Annotated in this window: 16 protein-coding genes and 1 pseudogene; 6 read left to right on the top strand and 11 right to left on the bottom strand. The window is 54.4% G+C overall.

Annotated features, from left to right (window positions below; translation table 11 throughout):
* Positions 1-36: 36 nt before the first annotated feature.
* Positions 37-1,878: a glycosyltransferase family 39 protein gene (locus BLW38_RS06185; RefSeq protein WP_092816045.1), complete on the bottom strand. Its 1,842-nt coding sequence runs from the start codon at positions 1,876-1,878 to the stop codon at positions 37-39.
* A 142-nt stretch (positions 1,879-2,020) separates the two neighbouring features.
* On the opposite strand from BLW38_RS06185, the gene BLW38_RS06180 reads away from it, so the two are divergent.
* Positions 2,021-2,287 (top strand): hypothetical protein, encoded by a 267-nt coding sequence (locus tag BLW38_RS06180; RefSeq protein ID WP_092816042.1) that lies wholly within the window; start codon positions 2,021-2,023, stop codon positions 2,285-2,287.
* Between the two features lie 136 nt (positions 2,288-2,423).
* On the opposite strand, the pseudogene BLW38_RS06175 reads toward BLW38_RS06180, so the two are convergent.
* A pseudogene (locus BLW38_RS06175) lies at positions 2,424-3,174 on the bottom strand (sugar phosphate nucleotidyltransferase).
* Positions 3,175-3,216: 42 nt separating this feature from the next.
* On the bottom strand, positions 3,217-3,474 hold the full coding sequence (locus BLW38_RS06170) for a hypothetical protein (RefSeq protein ID WP_143040821.1): 258 nt from the start codon (positions 3,472-3,474) through the stop codon (positions 3,217-3,219).
* Positions 3,475-3,629: 155 nt separating this feature from the next.
* Between BLW38_RS06170 and BLW38_RS06165 the strand changes: the two genes are divergently transcribed.
* Entirely contained in the window at positions 3,630-5,027 is a 1,398-nt protein-coding gene (locus BLW38_RS06165; RefSeq protein ID WP_092816038.1) for a sulfatase-like hydrolase/transferase, read from the top strand.
* An 18-nt stretch (positions 5,028-5,045) separates the two neighbouring features.
* Here BLW38_RS06165 and BLW38_RS06160 read toward each other — a convergent pair whose 3' ends face one another.
* Both BLW38_RS06160 and BLW38_RS06155 read right to left on the bottom strand, forming a co-directional pair.
* Complete coding sequence (locus tag BLW38_RS06160) at positions 5,046-6,479, bottom strand: flippase (protein WP_092816036.1); 1,434 nt, start codon at positions 6,477-6,479, stop codon at positions 5,046-5,048.
* Between the two features lie 6 nt (positions 6,480-6,485).
* A complete protein-coding gene (locus tag BLW38_RS06155) occupies positions 6,486-7,508 on the bottom strand; it encodes a glycosyltransferase family 4 protein (RefSeq protein WP_177167452.1) in 1,023 nt (340 codons plus the stop codon).
* 253 nt (positions 7,509-7,761) lie between these two features.
* Here BLW38_RS06155 and BLW38_RS06150 point away from each other — a divergent pair, with 253 nt between their 5' ends.
* Positions 7,762-8,250 (top strand): acyltransferase, encoded by a 489-nt coding sequence (locus tag BLW38_RS06150; protein WP_092816033.1) that lies wholly within the window; start codon positions 7,762-7,764, stop codon positions 8,248-8,250.
* A gap of 1 nt (position 8,251) precedes the next feature.
* Here BLW38_RS06150 and BLW38_RS06145 read toward each other — a convergent pair whose 3' ends face one another.
* Both BLW38_RS06145 and BLW38_RS06140 read right to left on the bottom strand, forming a co-directional pair.
* Positions 8,252-9,238, bottom strand: a complete 987-nt coding sequence (locus BLW38_RS06145) for a Gfo/Idh/MocA family protein (protein WP_092816031.1) — start codon at positions 9,236-9,238, stop codon at positions 8,252-8,254.
* Positions 9,235-10,299, bottom strand: a complete 1,065-nt coding sequence (locus tag BLW38_RS06140) for a DegT/DnrJ/EryC1/StrS family aminotransferase (protein WP_177167451.1) — start codon at positions 10,297-10,299, stop codon at positions 9,235-9,237. Before BLW38_RS06140 ends, BLW38_RS06145 begins: the two co-directional genes overlap by 4 nt.
* A 123-nt stretch (positions 10,300-10,422) precedes the next feature.
* Here BLW38_RS06140 and BLW38_RS06135 point away from each other — a divergent pair, with 123 nt between their 5' ends.
* Positions 10,423-11,928, top strand: a complete 1,506-nt coding sequence (locus BLW38_RS06135) for a sulfatase (RefSeq protein ID WP_177167450.1) — start codon at positions 10,423-10,425, stop codon at positions 11,926-11,928.
* A 3-nt stretch (positions 11,929-11,931) separates the two neighbouring features.
* Positions 11,932-13,104 (top strand): glycosyltransferase, encoded by a 1,173-nt coding sequence (locus BLW38_RS06130; protein ID WP_092816027.1) that lies wholly within the window; start codon positions 11,932-11,934, stop codon positions 13,102-13,104.
* 47 nt (positions 13,105-13,151) lie between these two features.
* On the opposite strand, the gene BLW38_RS15745 is transcribed toward BLW38_RS06130, so the two are convergent.
* Complete coding sequence (locus BLW38_RS15745) at positions 13,152-14,072, bottom strand: polysaccharide deacetylase family protein (RefSeq protein ID WP_143040820.1); 921 nt, start codon at positions 14,070-14,072, stop codon at positions 13,152-13,154.
* A gap of 63 nt (positions 14,073-14,135) precedes the next feature.
* Here BLW38_RS15745 and BLW38_RS06120 point away from each other — a divergent pair, with 63 nt between their 5' ends.
* Positions 14,136-15,677 carry an alkaline phosphatase family protein gene (locus BLW38_RS06120; RefSeq protein WP_177167449.1) on the top strand — a complete coding sequence of 514 codons (1,542 nt, stop codon included), beginning with the start codon at positions 14,136-14,138 and terminating at the stop codon, positions 15,675-15,677.
* A gap of 3 nt (positions 15,678-15,680) precedes the next feature.
* Here the strand turns inward: BLW38_RS06120 and BLW38_RS06115 are convergent, their stop codons facing one another.
* From BLW38_RS06115 to aglG, 3 genes are all read right to left on the bottom strand, one after another.
* The gene (locus tag BLW38_RS06115; protein ID WP_092816021.1) at positions 15,681-15,863 is read right to left on the bottom strand and encodes a hypothetical protein; all 183 of its coding nucleotides are present in this window, start codon (positions 15,861-15,863) and stop codon (positions 15,681-15,683) included.
* A gap of 18 nt (positions 15,864-15,881) precedes the next feature.
* Positions 15,882-16,583: a glycosyltransferase family 4 protein gene (locus tag BLW38_RS16185; protein WP_177167448.1), complete on the bottom strand. Its 702-nt coding sequence runs from the start codon at positions 16,581-16,583 to the stop codon at positions 15,882-15,884.
* A 526-nt stretch (positions 16,584-17,109) separates the two neighbouring features.
* On the bottom strand, positions 17,110-18,045 hold the full coding sequence (aglG, locus tag BLW38_RS06105; protein WP_092816441.1) for a glucosyl-dolichyl phosphate glucuronosyltransferase: 936 nt from the start codon (positions 18,043-18,045) through the stop codon (positions 17,110-17,112).
* Between the last annotated feature and the right edge of the window lie 91 nt (positions 18,046-18,136).

The following is an 18,136-nucleotide window of genomic DNA, read 5'->3' as shown; positions in this document are numbered from 1 at the left end:
CACCACGACTGAAACGAGATCACGACCGCACCGCGGCTAGAACGGCGGGTCCCGGTCGGCCGGACACGACCCGGTCCGCTCGAGGACGATGGTGTACTGGTTGGCCGCAAGCTCCTGCTCGTCGGCGTACTGGTCCGTCTGTGGGACAACGCCGTAGCGGAGCAGGTCCCGGGCTGAACCCGGCTCTGCGCGGTCGGGGACGTAGTTCGGCGGCCGCGGGCCGAACTCCGCGGCGATCTCGTAGTTGTGCTCCGCCTCGAGCAGCGACCGGATGTACCGGTGCTGGCGCGCGCCGTTCCGGTAGTAGGTGCCGTCGACGAGGTACAGCAGGTCGCGGTAGCCCAGCTGGACGTAGTCCGGACACGGATCGGTGCCGATCCCCTCGGGCTGGGCGACCGGACTGGCCGACAGCTCGTAGGGGATCGCGGTGTCCTGGAAGTCCACGCGGTAGGTTTCGACGGTCGCGTCCGGCTCCGCGTTCTCCAGGAGCCAGTCCTCGGCTTGGTCGCGGGGCATATCGGCGTAGCCGCCGACGCCGACGACCGCGTAGCTGCCCGCGGTCACGAGCAGGATCGCCATCAGTGGTCGGGCGATCGCCGGTCGGCTCGCTTCGAGGGCGGTCAGCCGGTCGGCAAGCAGCAGCGCGACGAGCGGGAACGTCGGCAGCAGGTGATGCACCCGGAAGTCGTGCCACTGCGAGAACAGCAGGAGGTACGTTCCCAGCAGCGCCAGCACGAGGACGGTCCCCTCATCCGCCCCATCACGTCCCTCGGACTGGTCCCGGAGTCCGGGCACGATCCCGAGTACGATCGCGGACGCGCTCGCGAGAACGCCGCCGATCCCCGCCACGAGGAGCGGTATCGAGAGCGCGCTGAGGTAGCCGCGGAGGAACCACCACCAGACCGGCGCGTCCGGACCGGTGGTGTGGGTGGCGCGGGCGACCGGGTCGACGAAGACGCGCTCGAGGACGAGGTCGGGCGCCCCGACGAGCGCTGTCGGGAAGCCGAGGACGATGCACAGCAATCCGGCGAGGGCGCTGGCGACGATCGTCCGTAGCGGTCCGGGCTTCGCGAGGGCGGCAAGGGCGGCGTGCCAGGAGCGGTCGCCCCGGCGCGCGCGCAGCGGGAACGCGAGCCCGACGAGGGGCACCACCGGCACGGCGGTGAGCTTGAACGCGATCGCGATCCCCCCGGCGGCGCCCGCGACCAGGATCAGCGTCTCGTCGCCGATCTGGACGTACCGCAGCGCCAGGTAGAGTGCGAGCAGGACGAAGAACGTCGCCGGCATGTCCTCCCCGCCCTCGTGGGCGATCGTGAGGAAGCCGAACGTGAGCGTGAGCAACAGCGCCGCGATGTCGCCGGTCCGGCGGTCGACCGCGGCGGCGCCGATCCGGTAGGTCAGGTAGACGCAGCCGACCGCGAACGCCACGTTCGCCAGCCTGACGAGGACGATCGACCACGTCCAGATCCACGCCGGCACCGACTGCCAGGCGGCGTAGAAGCCGAACTCGTAGCTCGGGACCCCGAGCGCGGCGATCGCCTCCAGCTCGCCGAGGACCGCCGCCACGAGGATCACCGGCAGCAGCGCGAGCCCGAAGAGGTAGAACGTCGCGCCGAAGGGCACCCGGCTCCAGGTCACGCCCTCGCGCAGCGCCGCCAGGCTCGGATCCTCGAGCACGCGCCCGTAGGCGACGAGGACGTCGAGGATCCGGCTCTTCTCGTCGCGCGTGGCGAAGTTGGGCGCCCGATGCCAGATCCAGAACCCGCAGAGGACGACCGCCAGCAGGAGCACGTACGGGAGGTACGGATCCTCGCGGAGGTCCGACAGCACCCGCCGGCGTGCCTGCCCCGGGAGGTCGCGAAGGCGAGACCGCGTCATACCCGTGGGGTGAGCGTGGCGGGTAAAAGGTCTGTTCCGTTGGAGTGGAACGTGGACGGGATGGAAGAAACCTCGATCGTGGTACGCGTGACGATTCCCGTCCGTGGAAACATTCACCGTAGTGTGGATACTATGTGAACGTATGACGACGGAAGTAACGGTGCACGACGATGCGAAGTCTCAGCTAGCGGAGCTGCAGGCGGCGATCCGGCTTCGAACGGGTAAGACGGTCACCCAGCAGGAGCTTCTGACGCGGCTCATCGATGAGGCATCCGAATCCCGCGAGACGGTGATCGACTCGTTTCGGGAGTCGTCGGTTCCCTTGTCGGAGGCTGAAACGGAGGCGATGCGCTGCGGCTGGTTCAATTCGGGAGGTGTGGCCAACGAAGCGGACAGTGACGGCGTCTGAGATTCAATGACTTCGGGGTTCGTGGAGAGGATCGACCCGGCCTCTACGTGCTCTCGTCCGGCGAGCGCTGTGCGAGCCCTGCGGACTCTTGATCCTCCTGTGGCCTGACTTTATGTCCGATCGTCCTCCAGGAGGATCAAGAGTCCGCGACTGCTTCTTCCTCGTCGGCGTCGGTTGCGGCAGTCTCACCCCGGCGACGCTTGGTATCCTTACGATCTTCCGAATATCCGATGTCAGCCTCCATCCTTCGATAGGAATGGCGTCAATCGTTCGACCAGACTATATGAGCAGGTTGATAGCGTCAGTGAACTCGTACTCGCCGCGATCGCTCGGCTGCACAAGATGGCACGTGAAAGATGGCAGTGTGAACGTATAGAAGCCGGTCATCGTCAGATTCCAAGGCGGGTCGTCAGGCTTCTCGACGACGCGTGGATCTCGCCATATCCGTTTGTGTCACACACGCCATAGCGTGACGCCTCCTCGTGGGGGACCTCCTCGACGAGAAACGCAGCGTCCGCCCGCTCTTCGCCTTGTCGGTTCACCACGTCGCCGAGGTTGGCTCGGAAAATGTTGTCCCCAAGCATGAGCACGAAGTCACCCTCGACGTGCGGCTCCGCTTGGAGAAGCGCGTGTGCGAGGCCGTTCTGTTCGCGCTGGTGTGCGTAAGTGATCGGCACGTCGCGATACTCATCACCGTACCGTTCGATGATTCGCTGTTTCTGATAGCCGACGACGACGACGAACTCGTCGACGCCGATTTCAATGAGGTTGTCGAAGACGTCTTCGAGGATCGGTCGCCCGTCCACTTCGACAAGCGGTTTCGGCTTGTCGTCGGTCAGGGGTTCCAGACGAGTTCCCTTTCCGGCCGCGAGGATCACCGATTGCATGGCTGAATAAATGTAATTATCGGTGAAAAGTTATCGGATACGTTACAGCGGTACCTCATCTGGCAGGTTGTCTAAGATCGTCCTGCGGGAATTCGGAGAGACCGCGAGCAGCGTCGAGAAGTAGACACTGGCACCGACGGCCACCACCCGGAGTACCGTCGCAAAGATTCTCGAGCCGAGGTCAGCGCCTTCGAGGAACCGGCGAAAGGACTCAACAACAACGGTTATGAACATCTCTGAACCGAACTGCTGGCCGATCTCACGGATGGAAACACCAACGGCCCGCTGAGATCGCTGCACTCCATGGTAACCAGCTTCATCTTGGCAACGAGCGAGAACAAACACCACCACAATTTATGGGATCAAGACCCGCCGGTGTCTTCGTCAACAATCTACAGAAACACCTAGTAACGTGACCAATGAAGCTATAACTATGGAGTGGCGGAAAAGAGTTAATGCCGAGTGATTCGCCAAATATCGCCGTTGTCGTGCTTGACACGCTCCGGTACGACGCTTTCGAGGAGCACTTCGAGTGGCTCCCCGGCACTCGATTCGAGAACACTTGGAGTCCAAGCCATTGGACGCTTCCCGCCCATGCCTCGCTCTATACCGGGCGCTATCCCAGCGAAGTCGACGTACATGCTGAACAGCCCGAGTTTGACTGTGAAACTCCGGCACTTGCCGAACGTCTTCAGGATGTCGGCTACACGACGAGAGGCTACACCTGCAACACCGTTGTGGGAGACGCGTTCGGGTTCGATCGCGGGTTTGACCACCTTGAGCGCCTTGGCTACCAGAACGAGAAGATGCGGCACAGCCAAGATCCAGATCTCTTCAACTGGTCCTCGTTCATTCGGGAACACCAGCCGCATGAGGCACCGTGGCGATACCCACTCGGCGTCTGGAAGTGCCTCACCGCTGACTGTAACACGCTTGAGTCGCTCAAATACGGCTACAATCTAAAGTTCAATGCAGGCAGCGACCGAGGCAGCGACATGGGTGCGCAAAGCATCCTCGATAGCCTCCAGAGCCTAGACGCCGCCTCAGAGGAGTTTCTCTACCTGAACTTGATGGAGGCGCACACGCCCTACCAGATCCCAGAAGAGTACAAAGAAGTACCTGACGACGCCATCCTGTTCCCGGAAAACCCCGTGGGGTCGCTCGACACAGACAGAGACATCGACGTTGAAGCAATCCGGACGCGGTACGGGAACGCCGCCCGATATCTCTCCGATATCTATCACACTATTTTCGATGAACTCCGCAAAGATTACGACTACATAATCACGCTCTCCGACCATGGCGAACTCCTCGGCGAGCACGGCCACCTTGGCCACGGCTTCGGCGTTTATCCCGAGTTAACACACGTCCCGCTCACAGTCTACGGCGGTGAAATCACTACGACGACTAACGATAGTCTCGTTAGTCTCCTCGATGTCCACTGCACCGTCCTCGAGCTCGCTGGCCTCGACGCTAGCGACTCCCGCGGCCGTAACCTCCTCGACGACAATGTCGCGGGCCGTGCTCCAGATACCGGTATCCTTACCGAATCACACGGAATCACGTTTCCCTCGAAGAACCGTGAGGCGCTCCAAGAGTGGGCATCGACACAGGCTGTCCTCGACGCGTACCTCAAGTGGCGCCGCGGCATCGCGTTCCCGGAGTACTACGGCTACGATAGCATCGAAAACTTCGTTGAGAACGGAACAGCACCTATCGACGATGTCCGAGCGGAGATAGAGCGCCTCATTGCAGGCTTCGAAACGAGCACCATCGGTGGCGACGATGGGGCGGGACCGGAGTTATCGGAAGATATTGAGTCAAACCTTGAGGACCTTGGGTACATCGGGTGATTCTTGCTTGCGGACTGGTTAGAACGGAAGCGTGATCGGTGCGTTACTCGACAGGAGGTCACGAAACTGACCCGAAACTCCGATTAACACGGTAAAGTAGACGGTAGCGCCGAAACCAACCAGAACCACGACGAGCACCGCATTATATTTTGGTAGCGTGGACGCTTCGATCGTGCTGCGAGCGGCGTAGACGACGACGGCCATCACGCAGGCGGCGAACACCTGATACGCGGGCTCCCGGATCGGGGAGTCAAACTCAACGAGGCGCTTGAGAGCGCGATAGGCAAGCACGGCGGCGAAAAACGCGGAGACCGCGGTGGCGAGTGCGGCGCCGACCCATCCTATCCAAAGGACCAACAAGACGTTGAGAGTGAAATTCAAGACGATGAAGACAGCGTTGATTTTGAATGCGATCTTCGGACGGTCGATTCCCTTAATGATGCCAAGCATCTGCTGCTGATAGCTGTAAATGAGCGTCGCGAGTATCAAAATTCCGAGGACGGTGGTGCCCTGGGTGAATTCGTCACCGTAGATTCGGAGCAGGCGGTCGCCGAGGATGACCCCGCCGAACAGCCCAGGGATGGCGATGAGTCCGATGAAAGATAGAGAGTCCTCAGTGAGGTTTTTGATGCGGTCGCTGTCGCCGCTGGCATCGGCATGGCTGACTTCGGGAAACATGGCGCTCCGGACAGCGCCGCCGAAGAGCGTGAGGAACTTCGAGAGGCTCCAAGCGACGGTGTAGACGCCGACGAGCGATGGAGAGACGAGCGCGCCGAGCACGAGGACATCGATATCGTTGAACGACCGGAGTTTGAGACTACCGAGCCAAGAGTACTTTGCGAAGTCGTAGAGTCGCTTGAAGTGTTGCTTCTCAGGGAGCCGAATGCTCGAAGAAACAATAGCTATTGCGGTGATTCCGATGAGGAACTCGCCGACAAGGTATCCGAAGAGCATCCCGGTGAGCTTGAAGCCAGCAAGGACGAGCGCGATCTGCGTGATGCTCGTAATAGTAAGGTTCACCGGGGTGAGAAGCCCGGAGATGTGGACTTTCCGTTCTCCGTTCAGCGTTGAGGTAGCAAGTGTGATGAGGAGTCCGGTCACAGCAAGTGGGATAACGAAGTGCCAGACATGAACACCGATGTAGCTGTCAATGGCGTCCCGGAGGATAAGGACGACGAGCGAAATTGCGACGACAAACGCACCAATCGTGATCAGGCCAGCAGTGTAGTACTCGTCGGGGTCATCGGCTTCACTAATCCGTTTCGAGACAGCCTGTGAGACTCCGAGATCGCCGCCTAGCTTGAGCCATGCTATGACTGCGAGTGCGATGGAGTAGTATCCAATGACATCGGCACCGAGGATTCGAGCGAACGTCAGCGTCGCGAGGAACCCGAGGACGGATCCGAGGAGCTTTGAGATGAAAACGATGAACGAGGTCTGTCCGACTCGCATATCTACTCACCCACGATATGTTCTGGATCGCTCCAAGACATCATCAACGTGACTATATAGTGCGTCACGTCTCTGAGCCTTCCTAAACTTCTCAAGTACCCGCTGCCTTGCCGGCGTTCCGGGGAGCTCAGTGGCGTCTATAATTCCGGTCTTGAGTCCTTTAGGAGTGACCGGATCGACGTAGACCCCTGTCTCGCCGACGACTTCAGGCAACGACCCGTGTCGAGACGCGACAGGCACACATTCACAGGCCATCGCCTCGGCGAGTGATATCCCAAATGATTCGTGGCGCGACGCTTGGACGTAGATTCCGGCTCGCTGGTAGTACTTGACGAGGTCGTCGAACGAAGCGTACCCGGGGAGTGAAAGGTTGTCTCCGCCGGAGGCGCGAAGTTTTGAGACCGCTTCCTCGTCAGCGTGATCCCCGAGAATAACGAACTCTTTGTCCGGTAACAACTTGCTAGCTTCTGCGAACGGCTTCAGTCCTTTCTTTACTAGGTTTTGGGTTTTGACAGCTCCGACAGTGAGTACAAGATTTTCATCTGAATCGGTGCCGGGGACGAACGTCTCAGTGTCGACCGCGCCGACATAGACGGTCTCGATATGTGCAGTGGGTGCAATCTCGAGCGCCTCGGTTTTATTACTCTCAGAGACAGCGAGGACCTTGTTGGCTGCCGTGAGAGCCGCTCTCGTAAGGTGATAGTATTTTGAATCGAGCGTAAGGCCGTACTCAATTTCGGGTACTCGGGCTACATCGAACCCTCCGGTGATGATTATGCTGGAGGTGTTTAGGAAAGATGCTATGAGGGTAGCGATGCTGACGGTGGGAGAGGCAAACCAGCCAAACAAGAGATCGTGTCGCCGGATTTCCTGCACGAGGGTTATGAAATCGGTGGGTTCTTTTCGAATGTTCATCTCTACGGTAGTCACATTGTAACGTTCCTCCAGCATCTCACGGTCCTTCGTCGTGAAGACACTCGTCCCTGTGGTAAGAAATAGAATATCGTTCATATCAACGTCGTCTCTCATTTTGAAGGCCGCCGTTGCCCTTATTTGTATCGTTAGGTCGAGAGAGGTAGTGTCCAGATGACCATCTCTGATTGAGCGTGAAAATGAGAAACCGCCTGGAATTTCGAAAGAGAGGCTCTGCTGAAGCCTTCTTGTCATTATGAGAATTATTGTGAAGCCTACAGGGATACAGGCATGTTTCGTTTAATGATTGATGTACTGTTGGAAATAATATAGTTAACACCAAATATCTCCATCTCAGTTAGAATAGTCAATGGCTAGTAAATCGATCATCACGGATTGTGATATCAAATCAGGTGTTGAAATAGAAGAATTTTCGGTTATACATAACTCTGAAGTTGGAAAAAACACTCATATATGGCGGTTTGTGAATGTATACGGTGCGACTATCGGTAATAATTGTATGATTGGATCCCTCGTAGAAATCCAAGAGGGAGCCAAAATTGGGGATCGGTGCCGGATACAATCTCACGCATTTATCTGCTCACTGGTAACTATTGAAAACGATGTCTTCGTAAGCCATGGAGCAAAATTTGTGAACGATCTATACCCTCCTAGTGATGAATGGAAAGAGACAATCGTCCGAGAAGGGGCTTCAATCGGAACTAATGCAACGATACTTCCAGTTGAGATCGGTAGAAATGCAATTGTAGGTGCAGGTGCAGTTGTTGTCGAAGACGTGCCGGAAAATGCGATTGTTGTCGGAAATCCCGCAGAGATCATCGGGTACGCGGATGAATAACTCAATCTAGCCGAATCGTATTTCCCTTCATTGCCGACTCCTCACACAGTTGTAGGAGATCAACCGTCTCCGCACCGACCGTTCCGGACGCGTTGAATGATCCACCAGAGCGCGACGCCTCAACGAACTCGGAGACTTCGACCTTCAGCGGCTCGGCGTTGTCTGTCTCGTAGACCTGCTTCCCCTCGCTCCGTGCGCGGAGGTCGCCGCCTTCGTTGGTCACACGGCTATCGTACAGCTCGACGACGTTGTCCTGTAGATAGTCCACGTACGCCGACTTCTCGGTCCCAACGACGGCCAAGTCCCGTCTCTTTCCGTGGACCGGAACCTGCCACGACTCGTTGATCACGCTCGTGGCGCCGTCGTACTCGAGGACGATTGTTGCCGTCTCGTCGACATCCTCCCGGACGAAGCTGTCGAGGTTACAGTAGACGGACTCCGGCTTCTCGTCGAGGAGATAATTGGAAATATCGATGTCGTGGACGCCGAGTGAGTAGAGGGCGCCAGCCGTCGCCCGCGGAACGCGGAACGAGAACCGAGTCGTGTTGAGGTACTTGATCTGCCCGAGCTCGCCGCGATCGATCCGGCGTTTCAGCTCACTCAACGCGGGATGAAATCGGAAAATGTGTCCAACACCCAACACCGCGTCCTCTTCCCTAGCTGTCTCCACCATCGACCACGCGTCCTCAGCGTCGAGTGCGAGTGGCTTCTCCACGAGACAGTCGACCCCGTCGCTCAGGAGTCGCGTAGCGATCTCGTGATGGGTCGGTGAAGGAGTCGCGACCGTCGCCGCATCGACACCGATCGAACCCAACTCTTCATAGTCGGTCGTGTACTCTACACCGTACGACGACGCGAGGTCTGCCACCCGATCCTCGTCGATGTCACAGAGCACGACCGAATCGATCACACCCTCTTCAGCGAGTTCGCTCGCTACGCGGGCGTGGTTCGATCCCCAATAGCCCGTCCCGATCACGCCGTACTTCATTCGTAGTACGCCTCGATTCGATCGCAGACGTACTCTACCTCTTCGTCGGTGATACGGGGATGCATCGGTAGTGATACGATCCGATCGCACAGCTCCTCTGCGAACTCTACGGTGGTTTCACCCACTCGCTCGGTCACTGCCGGGTGCTCGTGCGCCGGCGTCGAGTAGTGAATCCCGGTGTCAATACTGTGGTCATCGAGGAACTCACGCAGCCCATCTCGGTCCGGGACCTGGACGACGTAGAGGTGATACACGTGCTCGTTTGCCTCGTCTTCGGCTGGAACGATCACCTCGTCGATGTCGTCGAGCCGGTCGGCGTACGTTTCTGCTGCCCGCCGCCGCCCATCGTTCCACTCGTCGACGTGTTTTAATTGCTCTCTGCCGACCGCAGCGAGTGTCTCACTTAACCGGTGATTAAGCCCCAAGTGTCGGTGTACTCCGTCTTCGTCTCGACCGTGGTTGCGGAACGCACGAGCGCGCTGAGCGATCTCATCGTCGTCAGTGACGAGCATCCCGCCATCGCCTGCGACGGTCATATTCTTCGATGGGTAAAACGAGAAAGTTCCAACGTCCGCGATGCTGCCGGCTTTCTTCCCGTCACGTTCCGCGAGATGGGCTTGGCAGGCGTCGGAGACGACGCGGAGACCGTTTTCCTCGGCGATCTTACTGATACGTTCCATCTCGGCCATCTGTCCATAGATGTGGACCGGGATCACCGCCTTCGCAGCATCAGACTTGGCGACCTTTGCAGCGAGGTCGTCAGGATCGATCGTGTAGGTGTCGGAACGCACGTCGACGAAGACGGGGTTTGCCCCAAGCGACAGGATCGGACTCGCAGAGGCGAAGTAGGTGTGGGCGGGGACGAACACGTCGTCGTCATCACCCACGCCGATCGATTTGAGACCGAGGAGGTTGGCGGACGTTCCGCTGTTGAGGCCGACCGCGTGCTTCGTACCGCACGCCTCGGCAAACTCGTCTTCGAAGCGTTCGACCTGAGGTCCCTTGACGTACCTCCCGCTCTCTAAGGCGTCGGTCACGGCATCCTTCGTCGAATCGTCCATATGGATGTCCGTGAACGGGACTCGTTCCAGTTGTTCGCTCATCCAGATGAAGTGGTGTCGTCGGACCAATATAGCTTACGAGGTCATCACAACAGTTATTCGCCCTTGTGCTGGAAATCGCGTATGGTCTCGGGGACAAAGCCCAATATCCTCTTCATAGTGTGGGATGCGTGTAGACTTGATTACGCGCAAGAGTACGCACCAAATCTCGTTGAGTTGGGCCAATCCAACGTTTGGTTCAAGAATGCTATCGCCCCAGCAACGTGGTCACTCCCATCTCACGCTTCATTATTTACTGGAGAACCGCCGCATAAACACGGAGTGACGCAGCCGAGTCAGTCCAACATTCCAACCGACCTTGTCGAAGAATTATCAGACGAGGGCTACTTGTGCTACGGGGCCTCCGGAAACGGATTTGCAAGCCCACTGTGGGGATTCGATGAGGCCTTCGATGATTTCCGATCAACGCGGGGTCCAGAACCCTATGTCGAAGGTCTTGATGTTTATAGTAACCTGCGAAGTCAACTCAATGACGGCGATCCGAAATCCACGCTTCTTACTGACTACCTCCGTCGTTCACTGTCACACCGTTATCCCGTAAAGAGCCTCGCGAACCTCGTCTCTGTCGTTCTCAATCACGTTTCACGTGAGGTATTTCCCCCGCTACAGAAGGTCCCACACAGCGTATTCCGTAACGAAATAGAGGAAACGTACACACCCGAGAGGAACACGACGGCCATCACCAACTACATTGAACGTGGAACCGCTGCCGACGAACCGTTTTTTATTTTTGCGAACTATATGGATACTCATCGGCCATACGCTCCACCGGAGGATCTGCAGCGAAAATATTTGGACGAATCACTTGATGATTTAGAATTAAAGCGGCTGAATGACGAGATCGCGGACCCGTGGGAGTTTATCCGCCGCGTTGAAGATGGGGATGTTGACGACGACGACATTGAGATTCTTCAACAACTGTATGCGGGTGAAGTTGAGTCGGTTGATCGTCACCTTGGCCGACTATTAGACGCTCTTGAAAAAAATAATATCAGAGATGATACGCTCGTTATCGTTACATCGGACCACGGGGAGAATATCGGTGATGAAGATCGTTATGGACACCGTCGATTCGGACACGAAGCTTCGCTGAGCGATGATCTCTGTCGTGTTCCGTTAGTTATTTCCAATCCGAACTTAGACTCCAGTTCTATTGAAGGATTGTTCTCCCTAGCTGATATATACGATGTTGTTCTTGAGGTCAGCCAGTCTAATAATGGAGTCAACAATATTGACGCGTCCGCGTTGGGTTCGCCTCGTGTCGTATGTGAATACCCGGCACTCGGCGATGAATCTTTCTACGAGCAACACCCAAACGTGGACCGGGATACAGCTGCACAACGCGTCGTTCGAGATTCCGTAGCAGCGTACGAGGATGAATGGAGGATGATCTGTGAGTCGGACGGAACGCGCTTCGCAGAGCGTGATGGAGAAGTCACAGCATTCGAAGAGGCTCCACAATCTGTCGCTGACTTTTCGGAGGATCGCTTAGAAAAACTCGGAAAACTCAATCGAATTGACGTAGATGACGAGACACAGGAGCAATTGTCGAATATGGGGTATCTCTAATTAATGAGTGACCGAGCAAATTATGACGAGGCAAGGGTTCTGTTTATTACCAAAGCAGATCTGGCTGGAACCGAGGGCCACAACGTCGCAACGAAGGAGATCGCTATTGCTCTCTGTGATCATACCGACATCGAAACAACCGTTCTTTGTCCAGAGCCGAGTAAACAATACGCTACTGACTTAGCGGAGGCTGTCGATGATTTTATTCATTTCACTTCGACCGATATTAACATCGATGGAGTGCGTCACGTACTGTCGTTTCTTCGACTATCTCAAGCATTGAGAGCTACCTTGGACGATATTGACCCGGATCTGATTATCGCCAGAATGGCACCACTTCTCATCGCTCCAGCATTTTTTGCTTCTCGACGGAATGTTCCGTACGTTCTCTTGTCTCGAGGATATCACTACAAGACGCTGCGGTTTAGTTCACTCCTCACGAGAGTATATCAGTATAACGTCCGAATTGCCGACCAAGTCTACACTGCGAGTGAGGAGATTAAACAGGACACAGACCAACTGAGAAGCTCCGACCAGAAAGGAGCGGTGGTTCTTTTTAATGCCGTGAATACGGATCGATTCCGACCTATTTCGAAGATGGGTACAAGGAAAGAGATCAATACAGATCTTGGTGAATCATCATTTGTCGTGGGATTTGTTGGAACCATGAAATCATACCACGCGCTCCCCGAACTGTTTGAGGCAGTCAATGATCTTGGAAGATGCGATGTTGAGATTCTCGTAGTAGGCGACGGCCCTAGATTAGGTGACTTTCGTTCGACAGCCCAAGATCTCGGGATTATCGACCGTATACATTTTACTGGATACGTACCGCACGATGAGGTGTATCGATACATATCTGCGTGTGATGTGATGTACGGCGTAAGTCACCAAGGGTCAGCGACACCGATCAAGTGTTTTGAGTATCTTGCCTGTGAACGTCCATTAATAGTTCAGAATGTGGATGATATGACGTTTGTAGCTGATCGAGACATTGGCCAGTTGGTCGACTCCGTATCATCCGAGAATATTGCGACAGCTATTGAAATGTTAGCTGAACTCGATGACTCTGAATTAGAGGCAATGGGTCAACGTGGGCGAGAATATGTACTGAGGAATCACACCTGGAAAGGATTTGCTGATACAATCGTTGAGCGCTCGCTAAAGAGTAAATAGAATATGAAATAAATGTATTTGAAGTTATGTATTGATAAATTATAAACCTACGTTTTTGCGAGTGATTCCATTGTCTTGATGACTACTAATCCTTTTGATATATACTCAGAAAGACGTTTGAACAGCACTTCGATCGGACCTTGCTGCGTTTCATTTGCGAGGTTATACAAGTGACTCCAAAGGTGAAGATGTCCGTCCTCCGCTATGGCGGTTTCGACTGATCTGAGTAACCGTGAACGATGACAGCGCGATCGGATCTGCTCCGGAATTATTTGAAAAGCGGGATGCGGAGGTGATACTCCTCGAGAGAGTGTATTTGAGGAGAGCGTCATTAATCTATCCGTCGACGTAATCCTCAGCCCATCTGCAGTATACAATTGTGACTGTTCATATTCGTGCGTGAGCATCCAGAAAAAACGTCGAACTGGATGAGTGGGTGGTTCATTTTCGGACGATTTCCGTAATGTCTTGATGTTATGGTCAGTTAGGACCGACCGTGGCGGGGATCGATGTCTTGGAGGAACAAATGATTTCACAGGATCATCGTGAAGTTGGTCCACTTTGTTGAGTTCCCATGTTACTACTTCTGGGCGAACCTCATCACAGAGTACGTGACTAAATGTATGAGTTGCCAGTTCATGGTTAACCTCCGAATTCCTGATCGATTTGGCAAGTTTTGGTGCATAGAATAGAGGATCCGCCGACAGATCGGTTCCAGGATCGCGATCAAACCAGCTTTCAGGATGTGGTCCCGGATGGTTTCCGGAACATGAATCAAGTAGAAGATGTCCGACAATATCGAAGGTGATCGGAATGTCATACTGTTCACACTTATCGAGCAGCCAAGTCATCGCCTCGCGTTCAGTTGTTCCGTCAGAACTCAATTCACGAACAGCACCAGGATCGGAGAGGTCGTGGAAACCCCAGCCGAGTTCAACTTCAAGACTGATGGTAATCGTAGCTGCCATCTGGTGATATAACTTCGAATCGCTGTGAGAAAATATATTTGTCGCTCACACAAATTGAAGATGATGACTGACTCTCGCCCGGCCACCATTGTCTTCGGATTAGACGGTGCCCACTTTGAACTCTTGAACCCCTGGATCAAAGAGGGAAAGCTTCCAAACATCAAACACGCGATTGAATCGGGGGTACACGGTGATCTTCATTCAGTACTTCCACCAGTCACATCTCCAAATTGGAAAGCGTACGCTACGGGAAAGAATCCAGGTAAGTTTGGCATTTTTTGGTGGGAAAATATTGACGTGGATGAACGACGAGTCTTTTACCCACAGGATCGAAAGAATCAACAACCGGAATTCTGGGAACTTCTTCAGGAGGACGATCGACCGGGAGTAATCGGTGTCCCAACTACGTATCCACCGAAAGAGGTTGATCCGTTCTTGATTGCGGGGGCACCTGATGGCGCGAATGCAGGATTTGCCCATCCACCGGAACTTGAGCAACAACTCCGCGATAAATACGACTATCGTGTAACGATCAAGAATGAACTGCGTGCGACACCTGATGTCGCGGCCGAAGAAATCATTGACGCCATTGACCAACGCTTTACCGTCGCCCGTGATCTATTCTATGAATATGACCTGACGTTCCTCCAAGTGACGACTTTCTATATCAATTCCCTCCAGCACTATTTTTGGGATGATGAGTACACGCTCAGAGGATGGAAGGTGATCGATGAACACCTAGGAACCTTCCTTGATGAGGGGTATGACGTAATCCTTATGAGTGATCACGGGTCGAACGCGATTAACTGGGTTTTTCACGTTAATACCTGGCTTGAAAATGAGAACTATTTAACTCTTGATACTAAGGCCGCTCGTTTTATGCACCGCATTGGAATCAACCGAGATCGACTACTTCGTATTATCTCAGCCTTCGGTCTCCAAGATATCGCGAAGCGTCTAGCTCCGCAGCAACTCCTTAACGTTATTCCCGACAAGAGCGGCGAACTTATTCACGAAAGCAAGACCTCAAACGTTGACTGGGAGCACTCAACCGTACTTGCAAGTGGGCAAGGCCCAGTATATCTGACGGTTGATGAGAACAACGAGAAGTATGAACGTATTCGCAAGGAATTGATCACTAAACTCCGTAAATTGACAACACCAACGGGTGAGTCAGTTGTTCGTGACGTGTACAGAGCCGAGGAGGTGTATTCCGGGTCATACGTTTCTGACGGTCCCGACCTTGTACTGGACCAAGCACCAGGGATACATATCAAAGGAAGCATTGGCCGGCAAACAGTATTCACTGAACCACGGGATGATGGCTGGGCGGCTGAGAACAAGCAGGAAGGATTATTCGCCGCCACTGGACCGAGCTTCGATGAAGGAGAGGTAGAACCACTATCAATTCTTGACCTCGCACCTACCATTCTCCATCTTCGGGGTTACGACTTGCCCCGTGATCTCGATGGAGAGGTCGCTACTGAGGTATTTGCTTCAGATGTGGCTGCGAGTGAACAACCGGTGAGTTATCGGGAAATGAACGCTCGAATTTCGGAGCGGGAACGGATCCGACGTATCATTCGGGAAAACCAGTTCGAGTAATAATTAAAGATAACCAAGATCCGAAAGCCGATCTCGCATCTCTTCATTGGGTGTTTCCTCATCAGCTAATTCTTCAGCAACGACTTCCAATACCATTGCTGCGTACTCAGCAGCTGACTCATATTCCGAGTGTTTTGCTCGCTCTTGAAAGATCGCCTCCGTCTCGTCGTCTATTTTGATCTCCATATTCAACTTATTTTGCTCCTACGTACAGATTGTTTCGATAATTTTCTCATACCGATCCACGGCTTGCTGAAAGGTATATTCTGACTCAACTAGATCACGTCCGCTTTTGCCTAATTCGATATATTCACTCTCTAGTAGTTGATCGATCCGTTCTGCTGTTCTTTCAGGCGTATCAGAGTTGATGTGGATCCCAGTTTCTTCATCGTGGACGATGTCAGGGATACCAGCAACCGGTGTTGCGGCTGCGGATACACCACACGCGAATGCCTCTAAGATTGTCGTTGGTAACCCCTCGGTTCGCGACGGTACTACCAGCAGGCGGCACTGATTAAGCAAATTCGGAAGTTCATCGTGGTCAACCCAGCCATCAATTATTACCTGTCCTGTGTTGATCGGTTCGTGAAGCTCACGCTCAATAAGCTCCCGACCGGATCCATCACCAATGAACCGGACCGTCGTCTCTGAGGAGATTGCATCTGTGATCGTAACCATTCTGTCGATCCCTTTTTCGGGCTCAAATCGCCCAATAAAGGCGATCGTTCTCTCGCGTTTCGCAGGCGGATTAACGATTGAGAACTTCTTGTGGTCGACATCCCACGCACCATTTGGCAAGACAGTTGGAGACGTTGGATCAAGCCCAAGGTCAGAGGCCATACCTGGTGAAAGCGTGATAACATAATTCGCGATCACCATTCCGGTTCGATCAAGGATGTAGACCATTGCCGATAGCGCTCTTGCGATGGGATCTGGTAGCCGATCTCGAAACTCGAAATACAGAGATCGGGCTAGATGACCTCGAGGTTCAACTGCGACAGTCTTTCCTACGGCCCTTGCAACGAGAATCGGAAGCAGGTATGTCGTTGCTCCGAAAAACAACACCGTTTCTTCGGGACGGGAAGCAAGATGACGCGCTAATCGGATTTGATTTAGAAGAAAGATACAGACTGTTGAGATGATACCCTGGTTTCCATACTCTGATCCGACAGAGGTTAGTTCGATTCCGTCGTTCTCCGGAGTATACTCACCGAGGACAACGACCGACGGATCCGCGTTTGGTTTAATAACTCGAAGAAGCGACTTGAGTGCTGTACCACCTCCGTTGCCGAGAGGATGACTGACTATACAGAGATCTTGTTCAGAGGACATTGATTTTTCCGATTGAATTTGTTCATTATATAATCTTATGTACAGAATGTTCTGTATTACGATAATTCCCTGGCTGTGTCGTTTATAATAGATTGGTTCATTACGAAGATGAATCACTTATTAATCGTATATGTGCGTAAAAATATCCAACTACGACAGAGCCAGTAAAGACGAAGATCGAGAGAAGTTTACTCACATCGGAAAGTGACAAATTCCGGAATATAGATTGGAAACGGTCGGGCACAAAGTTTGTTACGAGTCGCTTGAGATAATCACTTTCTTCTCTCCCGTCATTATCAACGAATGACTCCATTACTCGTTTCGAGTATCCTTGCCAGAATGCTCGATCGAGCAACCAGAAGAATCTTGTCCGGTACTCGAACACCTTATGTGCAACTTCCGCCTCCGGGTCGTACCATACCCCCTGCCCGTATTCTTCCCGCATTCGCGCGCATAACTCGGTCTCCCCGCCCTGCAGATTCTTATCACCTTTCCGACCGCCGATATCGATGTCGAACCCGTCGAGTTCCAGAAACACGTCACGCCGGAACGAGATGTTCGATCCGAACGTGTTTCGTACTTCCCCGGGTCCATCCGCAAACCCGCGATGTGTAACACCCACCAGCCAGTAGAACTCCTCGGGGAGGAACGACGGCTTCCCGGCGACCCATTCAGGAACCATCTTCCCGCCCGCCGCGATGGCGTCCTTCTCCTCGTAGGCGTGGACCAGCCGCTCGACCCATTCCTCGTCGGCGACTGCGTCGTCGTCGATGAACGTGACCACGTCGCCCGACGCGATCTCCGCGCCGCGGTTCCGGCTCTCCAGCAGTCCCACGTTCTCGTCGTTACACTCTATCACGACGTTCTCGCGGTCGCCGTACTCCTCGACGACGCGGTCGTACACCGCCGGAGTCCCATCCACGACTACCACCAGTTCCACGTCGTCGTGCGTCTGCGAGAGCACGCTGTCCGCGGCCTCCGCGAAGTGGTCGTACATATCCAGCGTGTATGTACAGAGGATGACCGAGACCTTCACACCGGACATACGGAAACGTCCCCGTTTAGACCTTCCGTCCCGTTCCGATCGGGATATGACAAGGCTTATGCGGATTTTGGGACTCGTCACT

It is taken from the genome of Halopenitus malekzadehii (assembly GCF_900108505.1).
Classification (GTDB): Archaea; Halobacteriota; Halobacteria; order Halobacteriales; family Haloferacaceae; genus Halopenitus; species Halopenitus malekzadehii.
The sequence above is the reverse complement of the archived record's forward strand: the minus strand, read 5'-3'. Positions and strand labels throughout refer to the sequence as shown.